This window comes from Desulfonema magnum (assembly GCF_017377395.1).
Lineage (GTDB): Bacteria > Desulfobacterota > Desulfobacteria > Desulfobacterales > 4be13 > Desulfonema_C > Desulfonema_C magnum.
This window is the reverse complement of record NZ_CP061800.1, coordinates 7,305,812-7,327,548: the sequence shown is the minus strand read 5'-3', so window position 1 is coordinate 7,327,548 and position 21,737 is coordinate 7,305,812. Positions and strand designations below refer to the sequence as shown.

The window sequence follows — 21,737 nt, the reverse complement described above, 5'->3', positions numbered from 1 at the left end:
TGACACTTAACACCTGACATTTTTTTCAATCCACCCCCCGCCCAGGACTTCATCTCCTTTATAAAACACGGCTCCCTGTCCGGGGGTTATGGCTGACTGCGGCTCATCAAACCTGATGACTGCCGTATGTGTGTCAACAGGAAACAGCACAGACCGTGCTGCTTTATGGCGGTATCTCACCCGGGTATGAACCTTAATCGGGTCAGTTGGTTTCCGGCTGATCCAGTTTATCCCTGCCACCCGGCATTCTCCGGAGAACAAATCTTTTTTTAAGCCCACCACCAGACGATTTTGCGCCATGTCCAGGCGTACCACATAATAAGGTTCCGAAGCAGGACAGTTAATGCCGCGGCGCTGGCCGATGGTAAAAAGATGCAGCCCTTTGTGTTCCCCTATTATATTGCCGTTTATATCTTGTATCAGTCCCGGTTCCGGCTCAAATCCCTGGGTCCGGACAAGAAAATCACCATATGTTCTGCCTTTGATAAAGCATACATCCTGGCTTTCTTCTTTTACAACAGGATGAAGTCCTTTTTTTTCAGCCAGTTTTATCACCTCTGATTTTGTCATATTTCCCAGGGGAAAACATGCGCTCGCCAATTGCTCCTGTGACAGAAACGCCAGGAAGTAAGACTGCTCCTTTACCGGATCCGTTCCCCTGTAAAGATGAAACCTGCCGCTGTCATGTTTTATGATTCGGGCATAGTGTCCGGTGGCAAGACAGGAAACGCCCAGTTTTCGGGCAAAATCAAGAATCGTTCCGAATTTTATGGACGGATTGCATACAAGGCACGGATTCGGGGTTTTACCGCTCTGGTAGGATTGTGTAAAATAATCAACGACTTTTATTTGGAATTCAGTACTACAGTCCGCGATTTTTAACGGAATCCCAATCTGGTCCGCTACAGATTGAATCTGTCGGGAATCATCAGATTCATATCCGGTAACAAAATGAATGCCGATGACCTCATACCCTCGTTCTTTTAACAAATATGCCGACACAAGCGAATCAATACCGCCGCTGATGGCAATGGCTATGTTTGAAACTTGAAACTTGAAACTTGAAACTTGGTTATCCGCGTTCGAGTTTCGAGCTTCAAGTTCCGAGCTTCCGGTTTCCAGTTTCAAATTCCGAGTTTCCAGTTTCCAACTCCCAATTTCAAGTTTCAAGTTTCATTCAAAAAACGCATAGTTTGTGGGGCGGACTTTCATTGCTCTGGTAGGGCAGGCAGGTACGCAAAGTTCACAGACACTGCATTTTTTCTGATCAAAATTAACAATCATCTCAGGGCGCTGAATCGAAAGGGCACCAGTGGGGCATACTGCTGTACATGCGCCGCAATGCGTGCATTTTTCCTCTTTTCTTTTGATTTCCTGCTCTGCATTCTTAACATGGACGCCCTGTTCTTTGAGATAGCTGACACCTTGCCTGAAATTTTTTCTGGTCCCGTAAAGTTCAAGAACCAGGATGCCTTCTTTCCTGGGAAACACGGTGGCATTGAGTATATTAAAAGTAAGGTCATAATCTCTGACCAGGGAACAAACAATAGGTTTATGTACGACGTCTCCGGGGAAACGAAGGATAAGTATTTTTGAATACATAATAAACTCCGACAAGACATATTGCTTTTATAAAAAAAGAAAATACTGTAATAATGATTTCAATTCATGTCAACAAATAACATTGAAGCATTGAAGCAAAAATAGGGAAGAAATGCGGGACAAATCAAAATATTCCGAAAAAATTTTTTTGTAATACTTCGGACACTTTTTTATGTTATAATAAATTACGTTATCGCTTATCGAAAAAATATTTTCCGTTACTAACTTATTTCTGCTGATAAGAATTTTTAAGATATAATTTTGGCAGCGTAAACAGTACGAAAATTTTTTCCGGAGTTCAAAAACAGAGCGAAACGCTTTTTTACAGCGGAAAAAGCACAGCCGGAAAGACCAGCATGTTAAAGTGGCTCATAAAATGATCAAAGCAGGTCACACTCAGTATCCGATTTTCCTGATGGTTCATTTTTATTCCTCGGTGATTTGTGATTGGTCATTTTCTTCCTTTTCGTGTTTTTTTCGTGGTTAAAATTTTACATGAAAGTGTCGGATATCAGGAAAATCTGTTAAACTTTCATGTGTTGTTGTGACTGACAGTTCATGACTGTTATAAAAAACTGGTTTTGGAAAATAAAATAACCTGGTTTCCACTTGACAACCTTCGCCATAAAAATTAGGTGTTAAGTTTCAGGTGTCAAGTGGCAGGTGCTAAATGTCAGATTAAGTTGTCAGGTATTCGGAACTTGCAGGCTTATTTTTTAGCGTCTGACATCTTTTGTTCTTTAACGACAGAGAGTTAAACAGAAAAATAATGATCACCGAACCTTTTATAAATGAGAATTCCCTGATTCACCGGCTTGATCCGAGGGTCAGGCTTGTCTTTGCAACGTTATATTCCTTTGCTGTTGCGGTTCTGAATCAGTTTCCCGCGCTGGCGTGGGCACTTTTTTTGTCATTTCTGCTGGTGCTTCTGGCCCGGCTGAACTTCCGGGAAGTCGGCAGAAGACTGGCGATGCTCAACACTCTGCTTCTTTTCTTTTGGGTGGCATTGCCTCTGACTTTCGAGGGAGAGCCGATATTCAGCATCGGGCCTATTTCCGCAACCCGGGAAGGAGTGTTGCTTTCAGCTCAGATTACCCTGAAATCAAATGCGATTTTGCTGGCTTTTATTGCACTGGTTGCCACGTCACCTTTGGCCACGCTGGGACATGCCATGAACCGCCTGTGCGTTCCTGAAAAAATCGTTCACCTTCTCCTGCTGACCTATCGGTATGTTTTTGTCATCGAGCAGGAATATCAGCGTCTTATAAGAGCTGCAAAAATCCGGGGATTCTGCCCTAAGACAGATATACACACCTACAGAACATATGCGTATCTTATCGGAATGCTTTTTGTCCGAGCCTCAGCCCGGGCCGAACGAGTGCATCAGGCCATGGTGTGCCGCGGATTCAAAGGAAAATTTTACTGCCTCAGCGAGTTTTCGCTCACCCGGCTGGATGTTATCTGCTCGGCTTTTATGGTCGCGGCAATTATCGGATTGGAGATGTTGGAATGGTTCGTGAAAATAACCTGATTATTCATATGCAGGACGTTTGTTTTTCTTATCCTTATGGCGGGCAAACAATTTTGGAGAATCTGAATTTTAAACTGCAAAAAGGGGAAAAACTGGGGCTTATCGGTCACAACGGGAGTGGTAAGACAACCTTTTTGCATATCATCATGGGGCTTTTACCGGTTTCAGCCGGCATTGTTCGGATTTTGGGAAACGAGGTAAGGACTGAAAAGGATTTCCGTGTGGTAAGACAGAAGATCGGTCTTCTGTTTCAACATGCGGACGATCAGCTCTTCAGCCCCACAGTGCTTGAGGACGTGGCTTTCGGGCTGCTGAATCTGGGCAAGTCCCCGGCAGAGGCCCGTGAACTGTCTTTGAAAACGCTGGAACAACTGAATCTGAAAGGATTTGAAAACCGGGTGACGCATAAATTATCCGGAGGAGAGAAGAAGCTGGCGTCGTTAGCCACCGTGCTGGTCATGCAGCCCCGGGTGCTTCTGCTGGACGAACCCACCACCGGCCTTGACGAAGCCACAAAGGAGCGCATTATCAGCGTGTTGAACAACCTTGATATCAGCTATATCATCGTGTCTCATGAATATGATTTCCTTTCCCGCACCACAAATGACATTTGCACCATGAAAGACGGACAGATCATTTATAATGGTGACTCTTCCATGTTGCACACCCATTATCACAGCCATAAAATGGGAAAAGTGTCTCATGAGCATCACAACGGGCCAATCTGATTTGATGACAAAGCATCAGGATAATATCTTGACACGTTATATCACCTGTGTTTTTATTTCGAGATTACCGTTGGTTGAGTTCGTCGTTCCGCCTTTAGGCCGTGTGACACCGCGTAAAGGCGGAACGACGAACTGAATGTATATTCTTTTTCGGAAATCGCCTAACTATTTGTAATGTGAGGAGTATTGATGTCAAACCCGTTAAAACTCGCGCTGGCTCAGGTCATGGGAAGCCCTTTTCCCAAAGACAACCTGGAAACCGCACGGAATTTATGTGCCGAAGCTACTGAACGCGGGGCTGAGATTGTTGTCTTTCCTGAAATGTTTATGTCACTTCCCCGTAAGTCGTTATCCTTAGCTGATGTTGCAGAACCCATAGACGGTCCCTTTGTCACATCGCTTGGCACACTCGCAAAGACACTCCGTCTCCATATTATCGCCGGGATATGGGAAAGGATACCAGGAAAAACGCGGGTCAGAAATGCGGCTGTCATGCTTTCACCCAAAGGAAAAACACTTACTGCTTATCGGAAACTCCACCTTTTTAATGCGTTGAACATCCGGGAATCTGACTTCATGATCGCCGGAAAAGAGCCGCCTGAAGTGGTTCCGGTGAATGATTTCAAAATTGCGACAGCCATTTGCTATGACCTCAGATTCCCCGAACTTTTCCGAGACCTTGCATTCAGGGGGGCGGACCTTGTGATTATTCCGTCCGCATGGTATTCCGGCCCGCTTAAAGAAGATCACTGGCTGACGCTGCTCCGTGCAAGAGCCATTGAGAACACAAGTTATGTTGCCGGTGTGAATCTGGCAGGTTCTGATTTTTGCGGGAGAAGTGCCGTGTTTGACCCCTTTGGGATTCCCAAAGCCGAAGCCGGAGAGGGAACAGAACTCCTTGTGGTTGAACTTGAACACAGCAGACTCAGTGAAGTGCGTTCAAAACTGCCGGTGCTTCAACATTGCAGGACCGGAATTTTCGAAGGTGCGCCCTGACCACTGCGTTACCCGTCTGCCTCTAATTCAGGCACTAAATTTTCAGGGTTTTTCCCTTCTAATGCCGCAATGACATTTCTTGCAACCATTTCCGACATCTTATTTCTCGCCTCGGTTGTAGCAGAGCCAATATGAGGAAGCAATATGACATTTTCCATGGAAAACAGTTCATGGGTAATCTCTGGTTCAAATTCATACACATCAAGCCCGGCCCCTTTTACCTTGCCGGACCGCAACGCGCTGACCAGTGCTGCTTCGTCAATCACCTCTCCCCGCGAAGTGTTGATCAGATAAACACCGGTTTTCATTTTTTTGAACGCGGCTTCATTGATTAAATGAAAGGTTTCCCGGGTTGACGGCGTATGAAGAGAGATGACATCTGACTGTTGCAGCAATTCATCAAAGGAGCAGTATGCTGCCTCCAGTGCTTTTTCCGTATTTTCATCCAGAGGAGTTCTGTTATGGTAAATGATGTTCATTCCAAACGCCCTGCATTTTATGGCCATACTCTGCCCGATTCTTCCCATTCCCACTATGCCCATAGTTTTTCCATTCAGTTCATCGCCCAGAAGCAGCATTGGTTCCCAGCCCGTAAAATGGCCCGCCCGCGTCAATTTATCTGCTTCGATGATTCTTCTTGTCAGACTGATCATCAGGGCAAACGCAATTTCAGCCGTTGCATGGGTTAATACTCCGGGTGTGTTCGTCACCATTATTTTATATTTTTTGGCAGCGTTAAGATCAATATTGTTATATCCCACAGCATAGTTTGCCACAATTTTCAGTTTTGGCGCGACAGAGAATATGTTCTCATCTATTTTATCTGATAGCAGAGAGACAATGGCGTCACAGTTTCTGATTTGGGAAAGAAAAGTTTCATCAACAGCACCTTTCTGACAAATTTCCACATGATATTTTTCTTTTAAAAGACGTATTCCGATTTCAGGAATCTGATTTGTTATACAAACCTTTTTTTTCATTATTTCCCCCAATATAAATATAAGTATCTGAGCAAAAGTCTTTATACATCTTTTCCTGCGAGCGGCCGGGAAATTCGGCTTTTTTCTGTTAGGATGAGAGCATGATCACGGGAAAAATCCGGGTTTCTTTTCCAGACAGATATCACTCGATAATCAAGGACAGATATCATTCGATAATCAGGTTTTCTGATCCGATCCGGCCGGGTAGCCTGTCATTTCTGCGAAAACAGGAATCCGCTACAATCTGTTATTCCCGTGAAAGCAGGAATTCATTTTTGGCCCATGCCATATTCTGAGAACTGTGGATTTCTGCTTTCGCGAAATCAGGATGCGAAGCATTCTTGCCACATTCCCACGCGAAGCGTGGGAACAAGATCGCCAAAGGTTTTCCATCGGCTGATATTCACTATTCCCGTTGACAACTGGCCCCTGATGACTCCCTTAAAAAATTTTGAAAATTTAAAATTGATTTTTAATAAATTATGAAGTAGTTGTCAATTTAACTTTGTACGAACAACTTGTGAACCAAATAAAAAAATCAGAACAAACATCCCCGATTTTCAAGACTTGGGACGTTTCAGAGACTTGGACAAAAATTTTCCACTATTCGAACATATCAGAAATTTGGGACATCTGACACACTCTGAACTGAAAAATATATGTCCGGGGATTTTAAAGCACATTTTTTCCCAGTTTTTTTGAAGTTTATTAAAGAATATATATCAGAGAGGCGCTAAAATGACAGCAGACCAGGTAGCCGAACATACCAATGCAATTCTCAGAACCCTTGCCAGTGATCCCTTACCCATTGATCCTGATCTCACTCTCTGGCAGGTTTATGTGGTACCCTCCGCCAAATATTGGAACACCGGAACCAAAGACAAAACAGACGAAGAAGAGACAAAAAAAATTCCCGATCTCATTGAATCGCTTCTCAATAATCTTGAAAACTCAGCCGACCCCATTGTCATTCACGGGCAGCCCGGCCATGGCAAAACTTCCGCAGTTTTTATGCTGACCCATGAGATTGTCACAAATGAAAGGAATAAGAAACAGACAAAACCCGCTACAGTTTTGATATATGAGTTTAAAAATCTGGGAAGACTGGATGACAACGAAATCCGGGTATTATCCACGCGGACACCGTTTGTCCGGGGAGAAGATTTTTTTTATGGGAGAAACACGGTTCTGATTTTAGACGGCATGGATGAGCGGCAGGTGACAGACAGAAGTGATATCGCACTCAAGGAATTTATCCGGCATATGTTTCATCTTTCAGCGGAAATCAATCAGCGTGAAGATTCAAAATTCAATCTCATTCTTACCGGACGTTCCCAATTCGTCAAACAGGTACAGCCTTCGTTCAGCGCGGATTATCATCTTTATGAAATTGAAGATTTTTCCAGAGCCCAGGTGGATACCTGGTTGAAAAAATATTGTGGCAAAAAGCAGATCAGGCCGCACCTGAAATACAAGGATTTTGTGGACTGGCATCTTGAGGACCTGATTCATCAGCCGATTTTGCTCACCATATCTTCAATGATTCTGTCTGACATAGAAGGCCGGAAACTCCTGGGAAATCTGCCCAGAGGACAGATTTCCCGGGGGGATATATACAGAATGATCATCAAATGGACCTATCTGAAAAAATGGCAGCATCAGCCGAACCGAACTAATCTGCCGGATGAAAGAACATATAACCAGTTTTTGCGGATTGTTGCGTTTATTCTTTTTCAGCATGGTCAGGAAAGCATCAAGGTCGGCACCCTGATTGAGTCATTGAAAAAAGACAATGCACTTTACGGTCTGGAAGTTGTCAAGCTTAAAAATGATCAGCAGTTAGAAGATATCTCCAGAACCCTGGCTGTCAGCTTTTTTTTCAAGGAACTGGAAGATAACGCTTTTTCATTTATTCATAAGACGATCAAGGACTATCTCACCGTGGAAGCGCTTTTTGATCTGTTCAATGAGGCAACAGAAATATTTCGCCCCGGACGGCCTGAGAAAAGCTGTGATGCCATGGCAAGTGATATTTATTTTATTTCCGGTCGGGCAGTGATCTCTCATGAAGACCATGTCGCATTTTTGCGGGATGTGATCGCTGATCGCAAGGCAGAAGCCAAAGAACTTTTTGAACCGCTGGAAATGTTTTTCAATTTGGCGCAAACTCATGTTTATCTTTTGAAACATGAAAATGGGCGAAACGCGGATCCTCTGACAACCGAAGCGAATGTCTTATCCACGCTGCTTCACTGGCTCACAGAAATTTTTAATATCTTTTCAAAAAAAGAAAAAAAAGAAGGGTATGCAGATGGCAAATTGTGCCTTTTCGAGAATCATGATGATTTTTACAAATTTATTTGCCTTTTAAATGCCGTAAAATATGGTAATTTCTCCGATCATCATTTCCATCTCCATGGCTTCAATCTGAGGAAAGCTTCATTAAGTGAAATAAGTCTGAGCGCCGCGGACATGAACAAAACCGATCTGCGATACGCAAATCTTCGTTATACAAATCTGAGTGAGGCAAATCTGAGTGAAGCGAATCTGAGCGGGGCGGACCTGAGCTATGCAAATCTGTGGGGCGCGAATCTGAAGGGTGCGGACCTGATTGTCGCGAATTTGCTCGTAGCAGACATGGGCGGCGCAAATCTGAGCGATGCGGATCTGAGCGGGGCTAATCTGAGCGGGGCTAATCTCAGACACGCGAACCTGATGAATGCAAATCTGAGCGGGGCAGACCTGAGTGAGGCAGACCTGAGTGAAGCAGACCTGCTCAATGCGGATTTGAGCTTTATAGACCTGATTCACACGGATTTGAGGGATGCGGATCTGGGCGAGGCGGACCTGAGCTACGCAAATCTGATTGAGGCAAATCTCAATGGCGCGGACCTGAGCGGTGCAAATCTCAACGGGACAAATCTGAGAGGGGCAAATCTCAACGGTGCGGACCTGAGCGGAACAGGTCTGAATGATGCGAAAGAGCTTACCCGTGAGCAGCTTGAAAAAGCAATTGTGGATCACACGACCGGAATTCCTTCTTTCTGAAACAACAAGCCTGATTTCTCTTTTTTGCTACAAGGATTTTGTATAAGAAACGCTCATAAAAAAGCCGGGTTTTTCATCCCCGGTCATGAAAATATATGGTGAAAAAAGACAAAAAAACCCGGCTTTTCCAAATGTATTTTCATGGTAAAAGGATTATAAGAAAGGTAATCTGATTCATGCCGTCTGAATCACCTGCATTTATCTGTTCATTTTCTGTGCGGCAAGATTGCCCTTCGACAAGCTCAGGGGCCTCTCTCAGGGCGCAGGGGGCGTTTTCTCAGGATTCAGGGGATTCTCTCAGAGTACAGGGAAAAGGTAAGGAGTTCCCTGAGCCTGTCGAAGGGGGAGTACTGCCCCTGTTGGGTTCGGATTGGCAAATTCAGGAGGCTGATTTATAGGGTGGCAGAACTTTTTATTAAAGATATGATGAACTTCCTCTTTACAATGTCTTCAAATATTGATAATGTTATTTATTTATGAAGAAATCTGATAATGTAATTATTCAGGATTCAGAATGAATAAATTGCCTGTAATCTCCTGAAATCTGTGTCCGTGGAAAAAATCCATAAAAAAGACCATATCCGTTCCAGGAAATTCGGAGAATATTTCAGGACTGTTTTGATTCGTGACTCTTGAATAATTACGAATAATCTTAGGGAAGATTTATCTCTTATTCTGCTTCAGCAGTTTAACAAAAAAATTGTTCGGAGTGCAAAGCCTGCTTTGCACTCCGAATTGCGTGTAATATCAGTTGAAATCTCTTTAAATATATGAGTGTGCATCAAATGGCCCTTCCGTCAGAAAATGATGAACTGAATCAGCTTCAGGCAGAAAATCGTTATTTAAAAAAGACTGTAGGCGAACTGCATGATACCTTGAAAAAACTGAAAATTGAAAATGATGAAAACATCCGAATTGCCAGAGCCGAAGCTAATAATGAGATTAAAGAACTCATAAATACGGTAACCGCAGAACGCGATAAGATGGAAAAAATGCAGTTTGAAGAGGCTGAAATCGAACACAGAGCCGCTGTCAGATTTGAGGATGAAATCAAACAGCTCAGAGAGACCGTGGATGCTCAACGCTATGAAATGGAAAGACTTCAGTTTGAAAGGGCTGAGATCGAGCGCAAGGCAGCGGGCAAAGCCGATGAGGAGATCAGAGAACTCACACAGACCATCGGCGCGCTGCGTGACAAAATGGAAAGTATGCAGTTTGAAGAGGCCAAGATCGAACACAGAGCCGCTGTCAGATTTGAGGATGAAATCAAACAGCTCAGAGAGACCGTGGATGCTCAACGCTATGAAATGGAAAGACTTCAGTTTGAAAGGGCGGAAGTTGAGTATAAGGCAGTGAAGAAAGCCGATGAGGAGATCAGAGAACTCACACAGACCATCGGCGCGCTGCGTGACAAAATGGAAAGCATGCAGTTTGAAGAGGCGGAAATCGAACGGAGAGTGACTGCCAAATTCAAAGATGAGATCAGTGAGTTCAAAAATACAGTGGCTTTTCAGCGTGACAAAATGGAAAGTATGCAGTTTGAAGCGGCGGAAATCGAACGGAGAGTGACTGCCAAATTCAAAGATGAGATCAGTGAGTTCAAAAATACAGTGGCTTTCCAGCGCGACAAAATGGAAAGTATGCAGTTTGAAGCGGCGGAAATCGAACGGAGAGTGACTGCCAAATTCAAAGATGAGATCAGTGAGTTCAAAAATACAGTGGCTTTCCAGCGCGACAAAATGGAAAGTATGCAGTTTGAAGAGGCCAAGATCGAACACAGAGCCGCTGTCAGATTTGAGGATGAAATCAAACAGCTCAGAGAGACCGTGGATGCTCAACGCTATGAAATGGAAAGACTTCAGTTTGAAAGGGCTGAGATCGAGCGCAAGGCAGCGGGCAAAGCCGATGAGGAGATCAGAGAACTCACGCAGACCATCGGCGCGCTGCGTGACAAAATGGAATTCATGCAGTTTGAAGAGGCCGAGATCGAACGCAGGACAAGAGTCAGATTTAATGATGAAATTCGGGATATCAGGGCGATTGTGGCTGCTCAACGTGATGAAATGGAACGGATGCACTTTCGACAAAAAGAGACCGGAAGCGGATCCGTGATCAGAACCAATGAAGAGGTTAAGCAACTCAGGGAGACCGTGGCCGAACTGCGCAGTCAGATAAAAAAGATAACACTTGAATATTCTGAACTAAAAGAAAAAACTGAAGATCACTTCAAGGATAAAATTACAGAACTCCAAGCCACAGTCACGGCCCAACGTAATAAAATAGAAAAGAGGAGTGAACAAAAGACTGTGGTTAAAGCACGAGCAAAAACAATGGCAAGACTGCCTTTGTGATAGCGAGAGTGAAAAGTAAAATGAAAAGTGAAATATTCAGATATCACTTTCATAGTTTCTGATTATAACAACGGATTTAGAAGAGGGCCTGCCAAGCCCTGTAAAGGCGGCATCTTTGTAGTAAATCATGCTGTGAATATGCTGCCTCCCGGGCATTACCGGCCTTCCCTGAATCCGTTATACTGAGCAAAGGCATGATTGGGGATTCTCAAATCCGTCTCAGCCCTTGCAAAATTCGTAACTCAGCAAAATCCAGAATCCCAATTTATGACCTTTGACAGTACACAATCAGCATATTTTATTGTAACCAAGTCGGGCATGACCCTGTAAGAAAAAATTTGGTTTTCTTGTCAGGCTGAGTGATGACACTCTCCTTCCTATCTGCGATTATGCTTAAGGCGATTTTATGTCGGGGATGTTCTTTTCCGGAAATCGTCTGACATCTGTAAACAACATAATAAAAAAGCGGAAATCAAATAATAAAAATTTGAGGAATGTAATGCAAAGTTACAATCAACCCAAGCTGCACCCTGTTAATCAGGAGGATCCGGACATCGTGATCAGCGAAGAGATACCGGACATTGTGATCAGTGAAAAAGAGCCAGACATCCTGATCAGCGAAGAGAAGTCTGACAGTTCGGCAACAAAGGGGAAACTGACTCTGAAACGTGCGGAGATGCTGCTTAATATCTCCAAAAAAATGGCAGGGTTTGAAACTTTGGACGGAATGCTCGGAACGCTTGTTGACATCATCGTCTCAGCATTGGATGCGGATCGGGCCACAGTGTTCTTACATGACAAAGAAGCCGATGAATTGTACTCTCTTGTTGCCAGAGGAAATTTTCATCACGAAATCAGAATGTCAATGGACAAGGGGGTTGCCGGTTATGTCTTTATGAAAGGCAAAGGCGCTATTGTTAATGACGCATACTCAGATAAACGCTTTGACAAGAGTGTAGATAAAAAAACCGGCTACAAAACTGAAAGCATTCTCTGTGATCCGATCAAAACGGTCAAAGGTGAGATTATCGGTGTCGCTCAGGTACTCAACAAGAGAAACGGCCGGTTCACGCAGGATGACCTTGAACTCCTCGATGCTGTGACCAGTCAGGCTGCGGTCGCACTGAAGACCACCCAGATCGTCGAACATATGAAGTCCCGTGAGCGTGAGATGAAGGTCTTAAACAAGGTCATTGCGGATATCACCTCAGAAATTGATCTCGGAGCCATCTTGCAGAAAGTTATGGCCCAGGCCACGAAAATGCTTGATTCTGACCGTTCGACACTTTTTCTCAATGATGAGAAAACAAATGAATTGTTTTCAAAAGTAGCTGCCGGCACAGATGAGGAAATTCGTCTCCCTAACCATCTGGGGATCGCCGGTACTGTGTTTACATCAGGCGAAACGGTTAATATTCCTTATGCTTATGCCGATCTCAGGTTTAATCCGGGCTTTGATAAAAAAACTGGTTATTTCACCAAATCCATTCTCTGTGTTCCGGTAGTCAACAAAAACGGCAAGACCATCGGGGTTATCCAGCAGTTGAACAAGCGCAGGGGACCTTTTAATGAAGAGGATGAGTCCCGCCTGAAGGCATTTACGGCTCAGATTTCCATAGCATTGGAAAATGCAAAGCTCTTTGATGATGTTCAGAACATGAAGAACTTTAGTGAAAGCATGCTGCAGAGTATGTCAAACGGCGTGATCACTTTAAATGAGGACAGGAGAATAAAAACCTGCAACGCGGCAGGTCTGAAGATCATGAAGGTTGCTTCTGAGGACGAGATTCTTGAACATCGGGCTGAAGATTTTTTTAGCGGTGCCAACAAATGGATTCTGGACAGAGTTCAAAATGTTGAAAAAACACAGGAAAATGAAGTTCTGATGGATAAGGAACTTGAATTCGGAGGAGAAAAAGTATCCGCAAATTTGAATGTTCTCCCCTTGTTCAGCATAGAGAAAAAGCGGGCAATGATAGAGGACAAGGAAGTTGTCATAGAAGAGAAAAAGAAACTGGGGTCCATGATTATGATCGAGGACATCAGCAGTGAAAAGCGTATGAAATCAACCATGTCCCGATATATGGACCCGGATGTGGCTGATCAGCTTCTGGCGGGCGGCGATGAGGTTCTCGGTGGCAAAAGCACCGAAGCCACGGTACTTTTTTCAGATATACGCAGTTTTACCACATTGACGGAAGAACTCGGAGCTCAGGGCACTGTTTCTTTGCTGAATGAATATTTTACCATTATGGTGGAATGTATTCAGAATGAGGGGGGCATGCTCGATAAATTCATAGGGGATGCCACCATGGCCGCGTTTGGTATTCCCATGCCCCATGATGATGACGAGGATCGGGGAGTGCGTGCGGCCATTTCCATGCTCACTGAGATGAACAACTGGAACGAGCAACGTATTGCTCAGGGCATAAAACCCCTTGATATGGGCATCGGGCTCAACACCGGCATGATTGTTACCGGTAATATCGGCTCCCCCAAGCGCATGGACTACACAATGATTGGCGACGGCGTGAACCTTGCTTCCCGCTTGGAGAGTGCCTGCAAGCAGTACTACGCCCGTATTCTGATCAGTGAGTTCACTTTTCAGAAATTGAAAGGGACTTACCGTATTCGTGAAATTGACCGGGTGGTGGTGAAAGGAAAGACCAAGCCGGTCGGAATTTATGAAGTCCTTGATTATTATACCGAAGAAACTTTTCCCAACATGGGAGAGGTGATGGGCTGTTTCAAAGATGGCCGGACCCGGTATCTCGAACGGGAGTGGGACAGAGCTGTTCAGACGTTCCAGACAGCCCTCGGACTTAATCCCAATGATAAGCTTTCGCAAGTATATATAGATCGGTGTAACCATTATAAAGAGGATCCCCCTCCTGACGACTGGGATGGTACGTGGGTGATGAAATCAAAGTAAATCGTGTGAAAGCATAATTTGTTTTAAGCAATACCGCAGTTTTTTTCTTCCAAAAAAGTCAGTTTCATTTTTTTTCCGTTTCTTTTCATAAAAATAGAAGATGGGGGGAGACTATAGGACTGTCCGAGGTGCCAAACTTACAGTTTGGCAAAAATGCTCAGGTTTGCGGATATTGTAAGATTTGCCAAACTGTAAGTTTGGCACTCCGGATCGGAAAATATTTTCCGAATTTAAATGAAAGGATTACCGAATGCGTATCATCCGCTTTTTAGATGAAAACAACAACGAATGTTATGGATATAATTACCATGACGATATTGCCACCCCGCTGAAAGGTGAATTGTTCGGCGGACAACAAGCAGAGGACACGGGACCAGAGGTTCGTGTGAAAAAGCTGTTGGCACCGTTGCAGCCGACAGCGATTCTGTGTATCGGGCTGAATTATCGTCAACATGCCAAAGAAACCGGGATAAAGCTTCCGGATTATCCGGTGCTGTTTATGAAAAACCCCGCAGCAGTCACCCATCCCGGAGACCCTGTTGTGTTACCGCCCTCCTGCTTGGAACCTCCCCAGGTGGATTATGAGGCTGAACTGGTCGTAGTGATCGGCAAACCCGCCAAAGATGTGTCCGCAAAAGACGCGCTTGACTATGTGCTGGGATATACCGCTGCAAATGATGTATCTGCAAGACGATGGCAAAAACACGCCGGCGGAGGTCAGTGGGTGCGAGGCAAAAGCTTTGATACGTTCTGTCCGCTGGGCCCGGAACTGGTCACAGCAGATGAGATTCCTGATCCTCAGACCCTCCGGCTCAGGTGCATTCTCAATAATGAGGTTATGCAGGACAGCAACACATCCGATATGATCTTCTCCGTGGCTGAACTGATTGAATTCCTATCCGAAAGCACCACGCTTCTTCCAGGCACGGTTATCCTGACCGGAACCCCCAGCGGCGTCGGTTTTGTACGCGAACCTCCGGTATATCTCAAATCCGGTGATGTGGTCGAGATCAGTGTTGAGGGCATCGGCAGTCTGAGTAATCCGGTTGCCTAGAATAATTGAGAATTGAAAATTGAGAATTGAAAATTGAAAATTGAAAATTGAAAATTGAAAATTTGAGCGGAGGCGAATAATATTATAAGATGAATATTCAAAAAAAAGTTCTTGTTACCGGCGGTGCGGGGTTTCTGGGCTCCCATTTGTGCGAGCGTTTGCTGAAAGAGGGGCATGATGTCCTGTGTGTGGACAATTTCTTCACTAGTTCAAAGGATAATATTCTGCATCTTCTGGATAATCCCTATTTTGAAATGATGCGGCATGATATCACTTTTCCGCTTTATGTGGAGGTGGATGAAATCTTCAACATGGCTTCTCCGGCTTCTCCGATTCACTATCAGTTTGATCCGGTTCAGACGACCAAAACCAATGTACACGGAGCCATCAATATGCTGGGGCTGGCGAAACGTCTCAAAGCCAAAATTTTTCAGGCTTCGACCAGCGAAGTTTATGGTGATCCTGAGATTCATCCGCAGCCGGAAAGCTATTGGGGAAATGTGAACTGTATCGGGTTGCGAGCGTGTTATGATGAAGCCAAACGCTGTGCGGAAACCCTTTTTTTTGACTATTATCGCCAGCATGGTGTCCGTATAAAGGTTGCGCGTATTTTTAATACCTATGGCCCGCATATGGAGTTCAATGATGGCCGGGTGGTTTCCAATTTCATTATTCAGGCCCTGAGAGGTCAGCCCATCACTATTTACGGAGATGGATCACAGACCCGCTCTTTTTGTTATGTGGATGATCTCATTGAAGGCATTATCCGATTTATGAATTCCTCGGATGATTTTACAGGCCCGGTCAATATGGGAAATCCCGCGGAGTTCTCCATTCTGGAACTGGCTGAGAAAATTGTCAGCCTGACAGGCTCTTCTTCAGAAATCGTGTTCAGGGCATTGCCGTCAGATGATCCGAAACAGCGGCGGCCGGATATTCGGCTTGCCAAAGCGAATCTGAGATGGGAGCCTGAAATTCCTCTGAAAGAAGGGCTGAAACACACCATCGCCTATTTTGATGCTTTAATGACGAAAAACAGGACAGATAAAAATGGAGATCAGTATAAATCTTAGCAAACATTGTATTGAAACAGAAGCAAAAAAACTTTATAATCGGTGTCTTTCCCAATATTTCAGAGCCGACGCGGACCTGGAGCGGCTTGAACAAAAAATTGATATCCTGAAAACAATTTTGGAAGAGTTTGATTTTCCCCGTCTGAGAAGCAGATATCCTGAACTCGCGGGAGATCGTGAGGCTGAGGTATTTATTTCAAAAAATAATGAAAATCAGATAGTTATAATTATTGACGGCAAGGAGACCAAACCATTGACCCGTAAAAAGTAGAATTATAGCTTTTAAGAAAATGTTTGTGTTGTGTGCGAAAAACCGCTGCGCTCTATTTTCGCACTCCGGATAGTCTTTTTCTTAAAATCTGCAGAACAAGCTTTCAGGTTGTCTGTCCGAAGGAGCAATCGGGAACGGCCGCATATGGATTCCCGGTTCCTGAAGACTTGGCTGCCTTTGGTTTAAGAAGTATCCATTGAAAAATGAAAGATAACAACAAACTTGCCTATCAGATCATTAATACCGAATCCGAACTCAGAGAGTTGGCAACTGCCCTTGAAAAGGAGAAAACCGTCGCGGTTGACCTGGAAGCAGATTCCATGTATCATTTTAAAGAAAAAGTCTGCCTTCTTCAGATCGCTGCAAAGCAGGCAAATATCATCATTGATCCTTTACAGATTAATGATTTGTCTCCGCTGAAACCTATCTTTTTCCGACATGATATCAGGAAAATTTTTCACGGGGCAGATTATGACGTGCGTTCCCTGTACAGAGATTTTAATATCGAAATCAACAATCTTTTTGACACACAAATTGCGTGCCGGTTCCTGGGAATCCCGGAAACCGGTTTGGAAGCGGTGCTTCAGAAACAGTTTCATATCAGCCTTGATAAAAAATATCAGAAAAAAGACTGGTCTCAGCGGCCATTGCCGGAAGACATGATGGATTATGCCGCGAAAGATGCGGTCTATCTTGTTCCCCTTGCCAAACTTCTTGAAAAAAGGCTTGAAAAAAAAGGCCGGCTTTCCTGGGTGTATGAAGAATGCCATGATTTAAGCAAGGTAAGATGCGCTTCGTCTGATGATGATCCGCTGTATTTGAGATTCAAAGGGGCGGGGCGGCTTCGCCCCAGAAATCTTGCTGTCCTTGAGAGTCTTCTTCAGTTTCGTAAACAAATAGCGGAGAAGAAGGACAAGCCGCTTTTTAAAATTTTCGGGAATAATTCTCTGATGAGAATTGCAACAGCAAAGCCTGTAACTTTGCAGCATTTGGAAAGAATTAAAGCGTTGAGCCGAAAACAGACCGCCATGTATGGTGATATTATCGTGGCCCGGGTCAGAAAAGCCCTGAAAATTCCCGCGAAAGACCTCCCTGTGTATCCGAGAAAAAAAGGCCCTGTACTGTCGCCCAAAGTGCCTGAAAGAGTCAAAGCCATCAAACGCTGGAGAGATGCCAGGGCTAAAAAGCTCGACATAGACCCTGCTTTGATTTGTAACAAGGCCCTGATCAGCGTCATTGCCGTACAAAATCCTCGCAATACAGAGGAAATTGAGAGCATTGAGGAAATGAAAAACTGGCAGCAAGAGGCATTTGGAAGAGATATTGTTACGGTTTTGCGCAAAGTCCGGTAGGGCGGGTTCGGTTATGTTTCAGAAAGAAAGGAAGGCAGATGGAAGAAAAAATTATATTCGTGTCAGAAGCGTATGAAATAGAGGGGCTTTTTGAAAAAAACGACGGAGAAAAGGGCGTTGTCATCACCCATCCGCATCCGCTTTATGGCGGAGACATGTATAATTATGTGGTTGAGGCAATCCTTCACGCGTATAAAAAAAGCGGATATACCACATTAAGATTTAATTTCAGAGGGGCCGGAAGAAGCCAGGGAATGTATGACAACGGTGTCGGAGAACAGAAAGATATCAGGTCCGCAATTTCATATCTTCTTGGACAGAACATAAAACAGATTGATCTTGCAGGATATTCTTTTGGGGCATGGGTAAACGCCAAGGTTGCCTGCAATGATGATCTGGTGCGGAATATGGTCATGGTCTCTCCGCCGGCAGGGTTTATGGATTTTCAGCCTGTATCCGCAATGCCATGCCTGAAACTCGTTGTCTCCGGTGAAAGAGATGAGATTGCGCGGGCCGACCTCATAAAAGATATGGTTCCCATATGGAATCCAAAAGCCCGGTTGGAAATAATAAAAGGCGCGGGTCACTTCTACTCAGGACATCTTGAAAAATTGCAGGGGATTTTGGAGGGGGTTGTGGGTCAAGAATAAGGAACAGGGCTGACTAAAAAGAATCCGGAGTGCAAAAATTTTATTTTTGCAGATGCTGTCCCCGAACCCTGACTCACCTGATTGAATGATTGGCAGGATTTCTGTCTGACCGCCCGGGTTGGCCGATTCATTATCCCTACAACGACACTTAGCAGATAATTACTTGAAGTCATAGAATTTGAACGAAATGACTCATATCCACAACTTTTTGAAATTATTGACTTTATCCTATAAGTGTCGTTGTAGGGTTATTAAGCTTCGGACATCGGAACAGGCCCGGCACAAATCATGAAAATCTTTAAATCAGTTGAATCAGGGTTCGGACAATTTGCAAAAATAAAATTTTTGCACTCCGGATTGTGTCACATGCAAAAATAAAATTTTTGCACTCCGGAAATAAAAAACGCCGGCTGTCCTCTCATCCTGCTTTCAGGCGGAAAGGAACAGGCGGCGTCTGATGACAGCGATTTCCCGAAGCTTACAAAGTCCGAGCGTACCTCTTGATTGATTGAAAAATGCCTGATTTTTCAGGAAAGTCAAGCATTTTCTTTGAAATGTTTGCAGAGAGGTTCATTAAGATGTCTCCTTGTTTGTTTCGGACTGACTCTCCCCCGTCTCTGCCTCGGCATTCAGGGCAATGGGGTATATGCTTAACATGAATTGAAACTCCTGAAACAGCTCATCATATGTCAGACATCTCACCTGTTGCGAGTGAACAATCACATGCCTTTCCCGCCACCTCAGCCTTCTTTGCTCCGAAGAAGCCAGAAATTCTGATCTGCCGATAATGAGCATGCTCATTGAATCAATACTTCTGGCACCAAAACGATCTTCAAAAGCATATGACTTTTCCTCATCATCAAGTTTGTAGAACCAGTCAATAACCTGACTGAACCCATGTTCGAAACGATATCCCCATTCTGATGTGGCTCTGGTTCCTTTTTTAAATATGCTGTTACGCTTTGCGTTCTCCAGTTCGATGAAACAATACGCATTCCGATTGGAATCACCCACGGCAAAGTCACAGACGAAATCACCGAACAAATCATACTCCTGTGCAATTTTATCCACTTTTGTGATGCCGGGATGCAGGTTTCCTATCAGAGCCGTAAAATTTTCAGATTCTCTGAACAGGGGCAGCAGCTCTCCCTGTTCGGACAATTCCGCTTTTGTGTCGAGCAAGTTCCTGAACTTGTCCAGTTCCTGTCCGCATAAAACCGGATCAAATTCAAATGCCTGAAAATCTTTCACGCGTCCTCCCTATCATCTTTGAGCATATCCGATATGAACTGCAATTTTTCATGCCGGACAATATCAAGAATTGTTGAGGCATTCCTGGCCGCCTGAAAAATTACCCTCAGGTTCTCACCCGCACGAATGAGATAAATATCTCCGTAACCCCTCAGTTTTGAGGCGGCAGGCGGAGTGAATCCTGTCGAGCGGGCCTCGCTGAGTGCGCTGACCACTCCGTCTTTTTCATAGTCAGTTAGGCGATTCAGACAAATCTCTGCCCGGGGGGTAAGCTGGAAGTTACTAAGTTTTGACAATTTGCCAACCTCCTATCTTGTATAAACTGATAATTCCGAAATGATTGTATCCCGTTGACAGGTTTTGCTTAGAACAAAAAAGGCAAATGAAAATGCTCACGAATAATATTTCCGAAGCCTTTGCGCCTGCCGGATTCAGATTTTTCCGCATACCCGGAATTCTGAATAATGTTCCGGGATATTCGGAAAAATTGACTGATTACCATTTAAAGATTATCTTAGATAAAAACTGTCATACAAAAACAAAAGGAGGATAATCTTATGTCGGATTTAAATAAAGAATTAAAATGGTTCTTTGTCATATTCAGCAGAGAGTTCCGTCAGGATAAACGCATTGCCTTTGAAACTCTCATGTTTCTGGCGACAGCTCATTTTTTCGGGTTTTACAATCCGAAACAGCTTGCCGATTTTCTGGACATTCCCCATCAGGGCCTTTACAGAGCCATAGAAGGGTGGAGCATTTACTATCTCAGAGAAATGCTTGTCCGTTTTATGGTAAGGCAGGCTGCCGAGGAACTCGGGCCTCTCTTGGAAAAAAGTGATGCGACCATATCCCGGGCCGGTATAACTCTGACATTTGACAACAGCGTGATCGAGCGTCTGGGAAAACTGCTCCGCTGCACATGGAGCTGGTACAGCGGCCGTTGCAAAAAAGTGGTCAGCGGCAACGATCTGATGGGAATTGTGATGACGATCGGCGGCATTGCCTTTCCTCTGCATCTGCTTTTCTGTTCCAAACAGGGTCGGGCCAACACTGACAAGCCGGCTCTTCTGATCTCCATGCTGACACGGCTTAAAGAGGAATTTTCCAGGGAAGGTATTGATCTGACCGCCTTCCCCCTCACTTTTGACTCATGGTTCGCATCCGACGATCTGAAAAAGCGGCTCCGCGCCCTGGGATTTGAAAAAATTATCATCGCGGGCAAGGGCAATTATACTTTTACAATCGGCAAGGCAAAACAGAAAGCCTCTTCATGGAAAAAAACACTCGGACTGATCAGAGATCAGTGGGGAATCGATGTTCCCTCCCTGAGAACCGCTGCTTTCAGCCCGACCTTCGGGTGTGTCATTCTTTTCTTTTTCCGAAAAAGCTCCACGCGTACTTATTATCTCATGGATTTCAGCCCGGTTCCCCTGCGCGGCGCTGAAATCTGGCATATATGGAAGCAGCACCATATTATCGAGTGTTTCTGGAAAATCCTCAAGTCGGTACTCGGGATAAAGGCCATGCGCCTTCAGGGTGACGGCCTGCATGCGGCCCTGTTAATAAAGGTAATCGCATATATACTTGCGACAAGGCTCAGTATGAGGAAGCCCTTTTTGAAAATGTCCGTCACGGAGATCATGCGAAAAATCAGAAGGGAATGCGATCTCGAAGCTATTCTCCGTAACCATTTCTGTCTTCCCATTTTAAACACATAACGAGTTATTACAATATGCCTTGTTTTAAATTACCGGCCGGACATAATCTCTCAGTTTCTCTGATGAGCCCGGAATATTATTTAAAATTCCGAGTGTGCGAAAAAAGCAGAGGCCGGCAGGAACAAAGGTTTCGGAAACATTATTCGTGAACATTTTCATTTGCAGTTTTTTCCTAATATTACAGTATCAAAGAAATAAAA

17 protein-coding genes are annotated in these 21,737 nt (G+C 44.4%); 12 read left to right on the top strand and 5 right to left on the bottom strand.

The window, feature by feature from the left end; genetic code table 11:
- Positions 1 to 6: 6 nt before the first annotated feature.
- Both mnmA and dnm_RS28140 read right to left on the bottom strand, forming a co-directional pair.
- The gene (gene mnmA / locus dnm_RS28145) at positions 7 to 1,170 is read right to left on the bottom strand and encodes a tRNA 2-thiouridine(34) synthase MnmA (protein ID WP_246556129.1); all 1,164 of its coding nucleotides are present in this window, start codon (positions 1,168 to 1,170) and stop codon (positions 7 to 9) included.
- 3 nt (positions 1,171 to 1,173) lie between these two features.
- Positions 1,174 to 1,602 (bottom strand): NIL domain-containing protein, encoded by a 429-nt coding sequence (locus tag dnm_RS28140; protein ID WP_207680193.1) that lies wholly within the window; start codon positions 1,600 to 1,602, stop codon positions 1,174 to 1,176.
- Between the two features lie 769 nt (positions 1,603 to 2,371).
- Between dnm_RS28140 and cbiQ the strand changes: the two genes are divergently transcribed.
- From cbiQ to dnm_RS28125, 3 genes are all read left to right on the top strand, one after another.
- Positions 2,372 to 3,133: a cobalt ECF transporter T component CbiQ gene (gene cbiQ / locus dnm_RS28135; protein WP_207680192.1), complete on the top strand. Its 762-nt coding sequence runs from the start codon at positions 2,372 to 2,374 to the stop codon at positions 3,131 to 3,133.
- Entirely contained in the window at positions 3,112 to 3,861 is a 750-nt protein-coding gene (locus tag dnm_RS28130) for an energy-coupling factor ABC transporter ATP-binding protein (protein WP_207680191.1), read from the top strand. Before cbiQ ends, dnm_RS28130 begins: the two co-directional genes overlap by 22 nt.
- Positions 3,862 to 4,050: 189 nt before the next feature.
- A complete protein-coding gene (locus dnm_RS28125; protein WP_207680190.1) occupies positions 4,051 to 4,857 on the top strand; it encodes a carbon-nitrogen hydrolase family protein in 807 nt (268 codons plus the stop codon).
- An 8-nt stretch (positions 4,858 to 4,865) separates the two neighbouring features.
- On the opposite strand, the gene dnm_RS28120 is transcribed toward dnm_RS28125, so the two are convergent.
- On the bottom strand, positions 4,866 to 5,837 hold the full coding sequence (locus dnm_RS28120) for a 2-hydroxyacid dehydrogenase (RefSeq protein ID WP_207680189.1): 972 nt from the start codon (positions 5,835 to 5,837) through the stop codon (positions 4,866 to 4,868).
- Positions 5,838 to 6,575: 738 nt separating this feature from the next.
- On the opposite strand from dnm_RS28120, the gene dnm_RS28115 reads away from it, so the two are divergent.
- From dnm_RS28115 to dnm_RS28080, 8 genes are all read left to right on the top strand, one after another.
- Positions 6,576 to 8,885, top strand: a complete 2,310-nt coding sequence (locus dnm_RS28115; RefSeq protein ID WP_207680188.1) for a pentapeptide repeat-containing protein — start codon at positions 6,576 to 6,578, stop codon at positions 8,883 to 8,885.
- Between the two features lie 785 nt (positions 8,886 to 9,670).
- Positions 9,671 to 11,236 (top strand): coiled-coil domain-containing protein, encoded by a 1,566-nt coding sequence (locus dnm_RS28110; RefSeq protein ID WP_207680187.1) that lies wholly within the window; start codon positions 9,671 to 9,673, stop codon positions 11,234 to 11,236.
- A gap of 499 nt (positions 11,237 to 11,735) precedes the next feature.
- The gene (locus dnm_RS28105) at positions 11,736 to 14,168 is read left to right on the top strand and encodes a GAF domain-containing protein (RefSeq protein WP_207680186.1); all 2,433 of its coding nucleotides are present in this window, start codon (positions 11,736 to 11,738) and stop codon (positions 14,166 to 14,168) included.
- A gap of 250 nt (positions 14,169 to 14,418) precedes the next feature.
- Positions 14,419 to 15,222 (top strand): fumarylacetoacetate hydrolase family protein, encoded by an 804-nt coding sequence (locus dnm_RS28100; RefSeq protein ID WP_207680185.1) that lies wholly within the window; start codon positions 14,419 to 14,421, stop codon positions 15,220 to 15,222.
- A gap of 89 nt (positions 15,223 to 15,311) precedes the next feature.
- Positions 15,312 to 16,295, top strand: coding sequence for a UDP-glucuronic acid decarboxylase family protein (locus tag dnm_RS28095; RefSeq protein WP_207680184.1), 984 nt, complete (start codon positions 15,312 to 15,314; stop codon positions 16,293 to 16,295).
- Complete coding sequence (locus dnm_RS28090; RefSeq protein ID WP_207680183.1) at positions 16,273 to 16,566, top strand: hypothetical protein; 294 nt, start codon at positions 16,273 to 16,275, stop codon at positions 16,564 to 16,566. Before dnm_RS28095 ends, dnm_RS28090 begins: the two co-directional genes overlap by 23 nt.
- A gap of 203 nt (positions 16,567 to 16,769) precedes the next feature.
- Positions 16,770 to 17,918 carry a ribonuclease D gene (locus dnm_RS28085; RefSeq protein WP_207680182.1) on the top strand — a complete coding sequence of 383 codons (1,149 nt, stop codon included), beginning with the start codon at positions 16,770 to 16,772 and terminating at the stop codon, positions 17,916 to 17,918.
- Positions 17,919 to 17,956: 38 nt separating this feature from the next.
- The gene (locus tag dnm_RS28080) at positions 17,957 to 18,568 is read left to right on the top strand and encodes an alpha/beta hydrolase (RefSeq protein WP_207680181.1); all 612 of its coding nucleotides are present in this window, start codon (positions 17,957 to 17,959) and stop codon (positions 18,566 to 18,568) included.
- 573 nt (positions 18,569 to 19,141) lie between these two features.
- Here dnm_RS28080 and dnm_RS28075 read toward each other — a convergent pair.
- Positions 19,142 to 19,819, bottom strand: coding sequence for a Shedu anti-phage system protein SduA domain-containing protein (locus dnm_RS28075; RefSeq protein ID WP_207680180.1), 678 nt, complete (start codon positions 19,817 to 19,819; stop codon positions 19,142 to 19,144).
- A complete protein-coding gene (locus dnm_RS28070; RefSeq protein ID WP_207680179.1) occupies positions 19,816 to 20,115 on the bottom strand; it encodes a hypothetical protein in 300 nt (99 codons plus the stop codon). Before dnm_RS28070 ends, dnm_RS28075 begins: the two co-directional genes overlap by 4 nt.
- 261 nt (positions 20,116 to 20,376) lie before the next feature.
- On the opposite strand from dnm_RS28070, the gene dnm_RS28065 reads away from it, so the two are divergent.
- The gene (locus dnm_RS28065) at positions 20,377 to 21,537 is read left to right on the top strand and encodes a transposase (protein ID WP_207678360.1); all 1,161 of its coding nucleotides are present in this window, start codon (positions 20,377 to 20,379) and stop codon (positions 21,535 to 21,537) included.
- Positions 21,538 to 21,737: the final 200 nt, after the last annotated feature.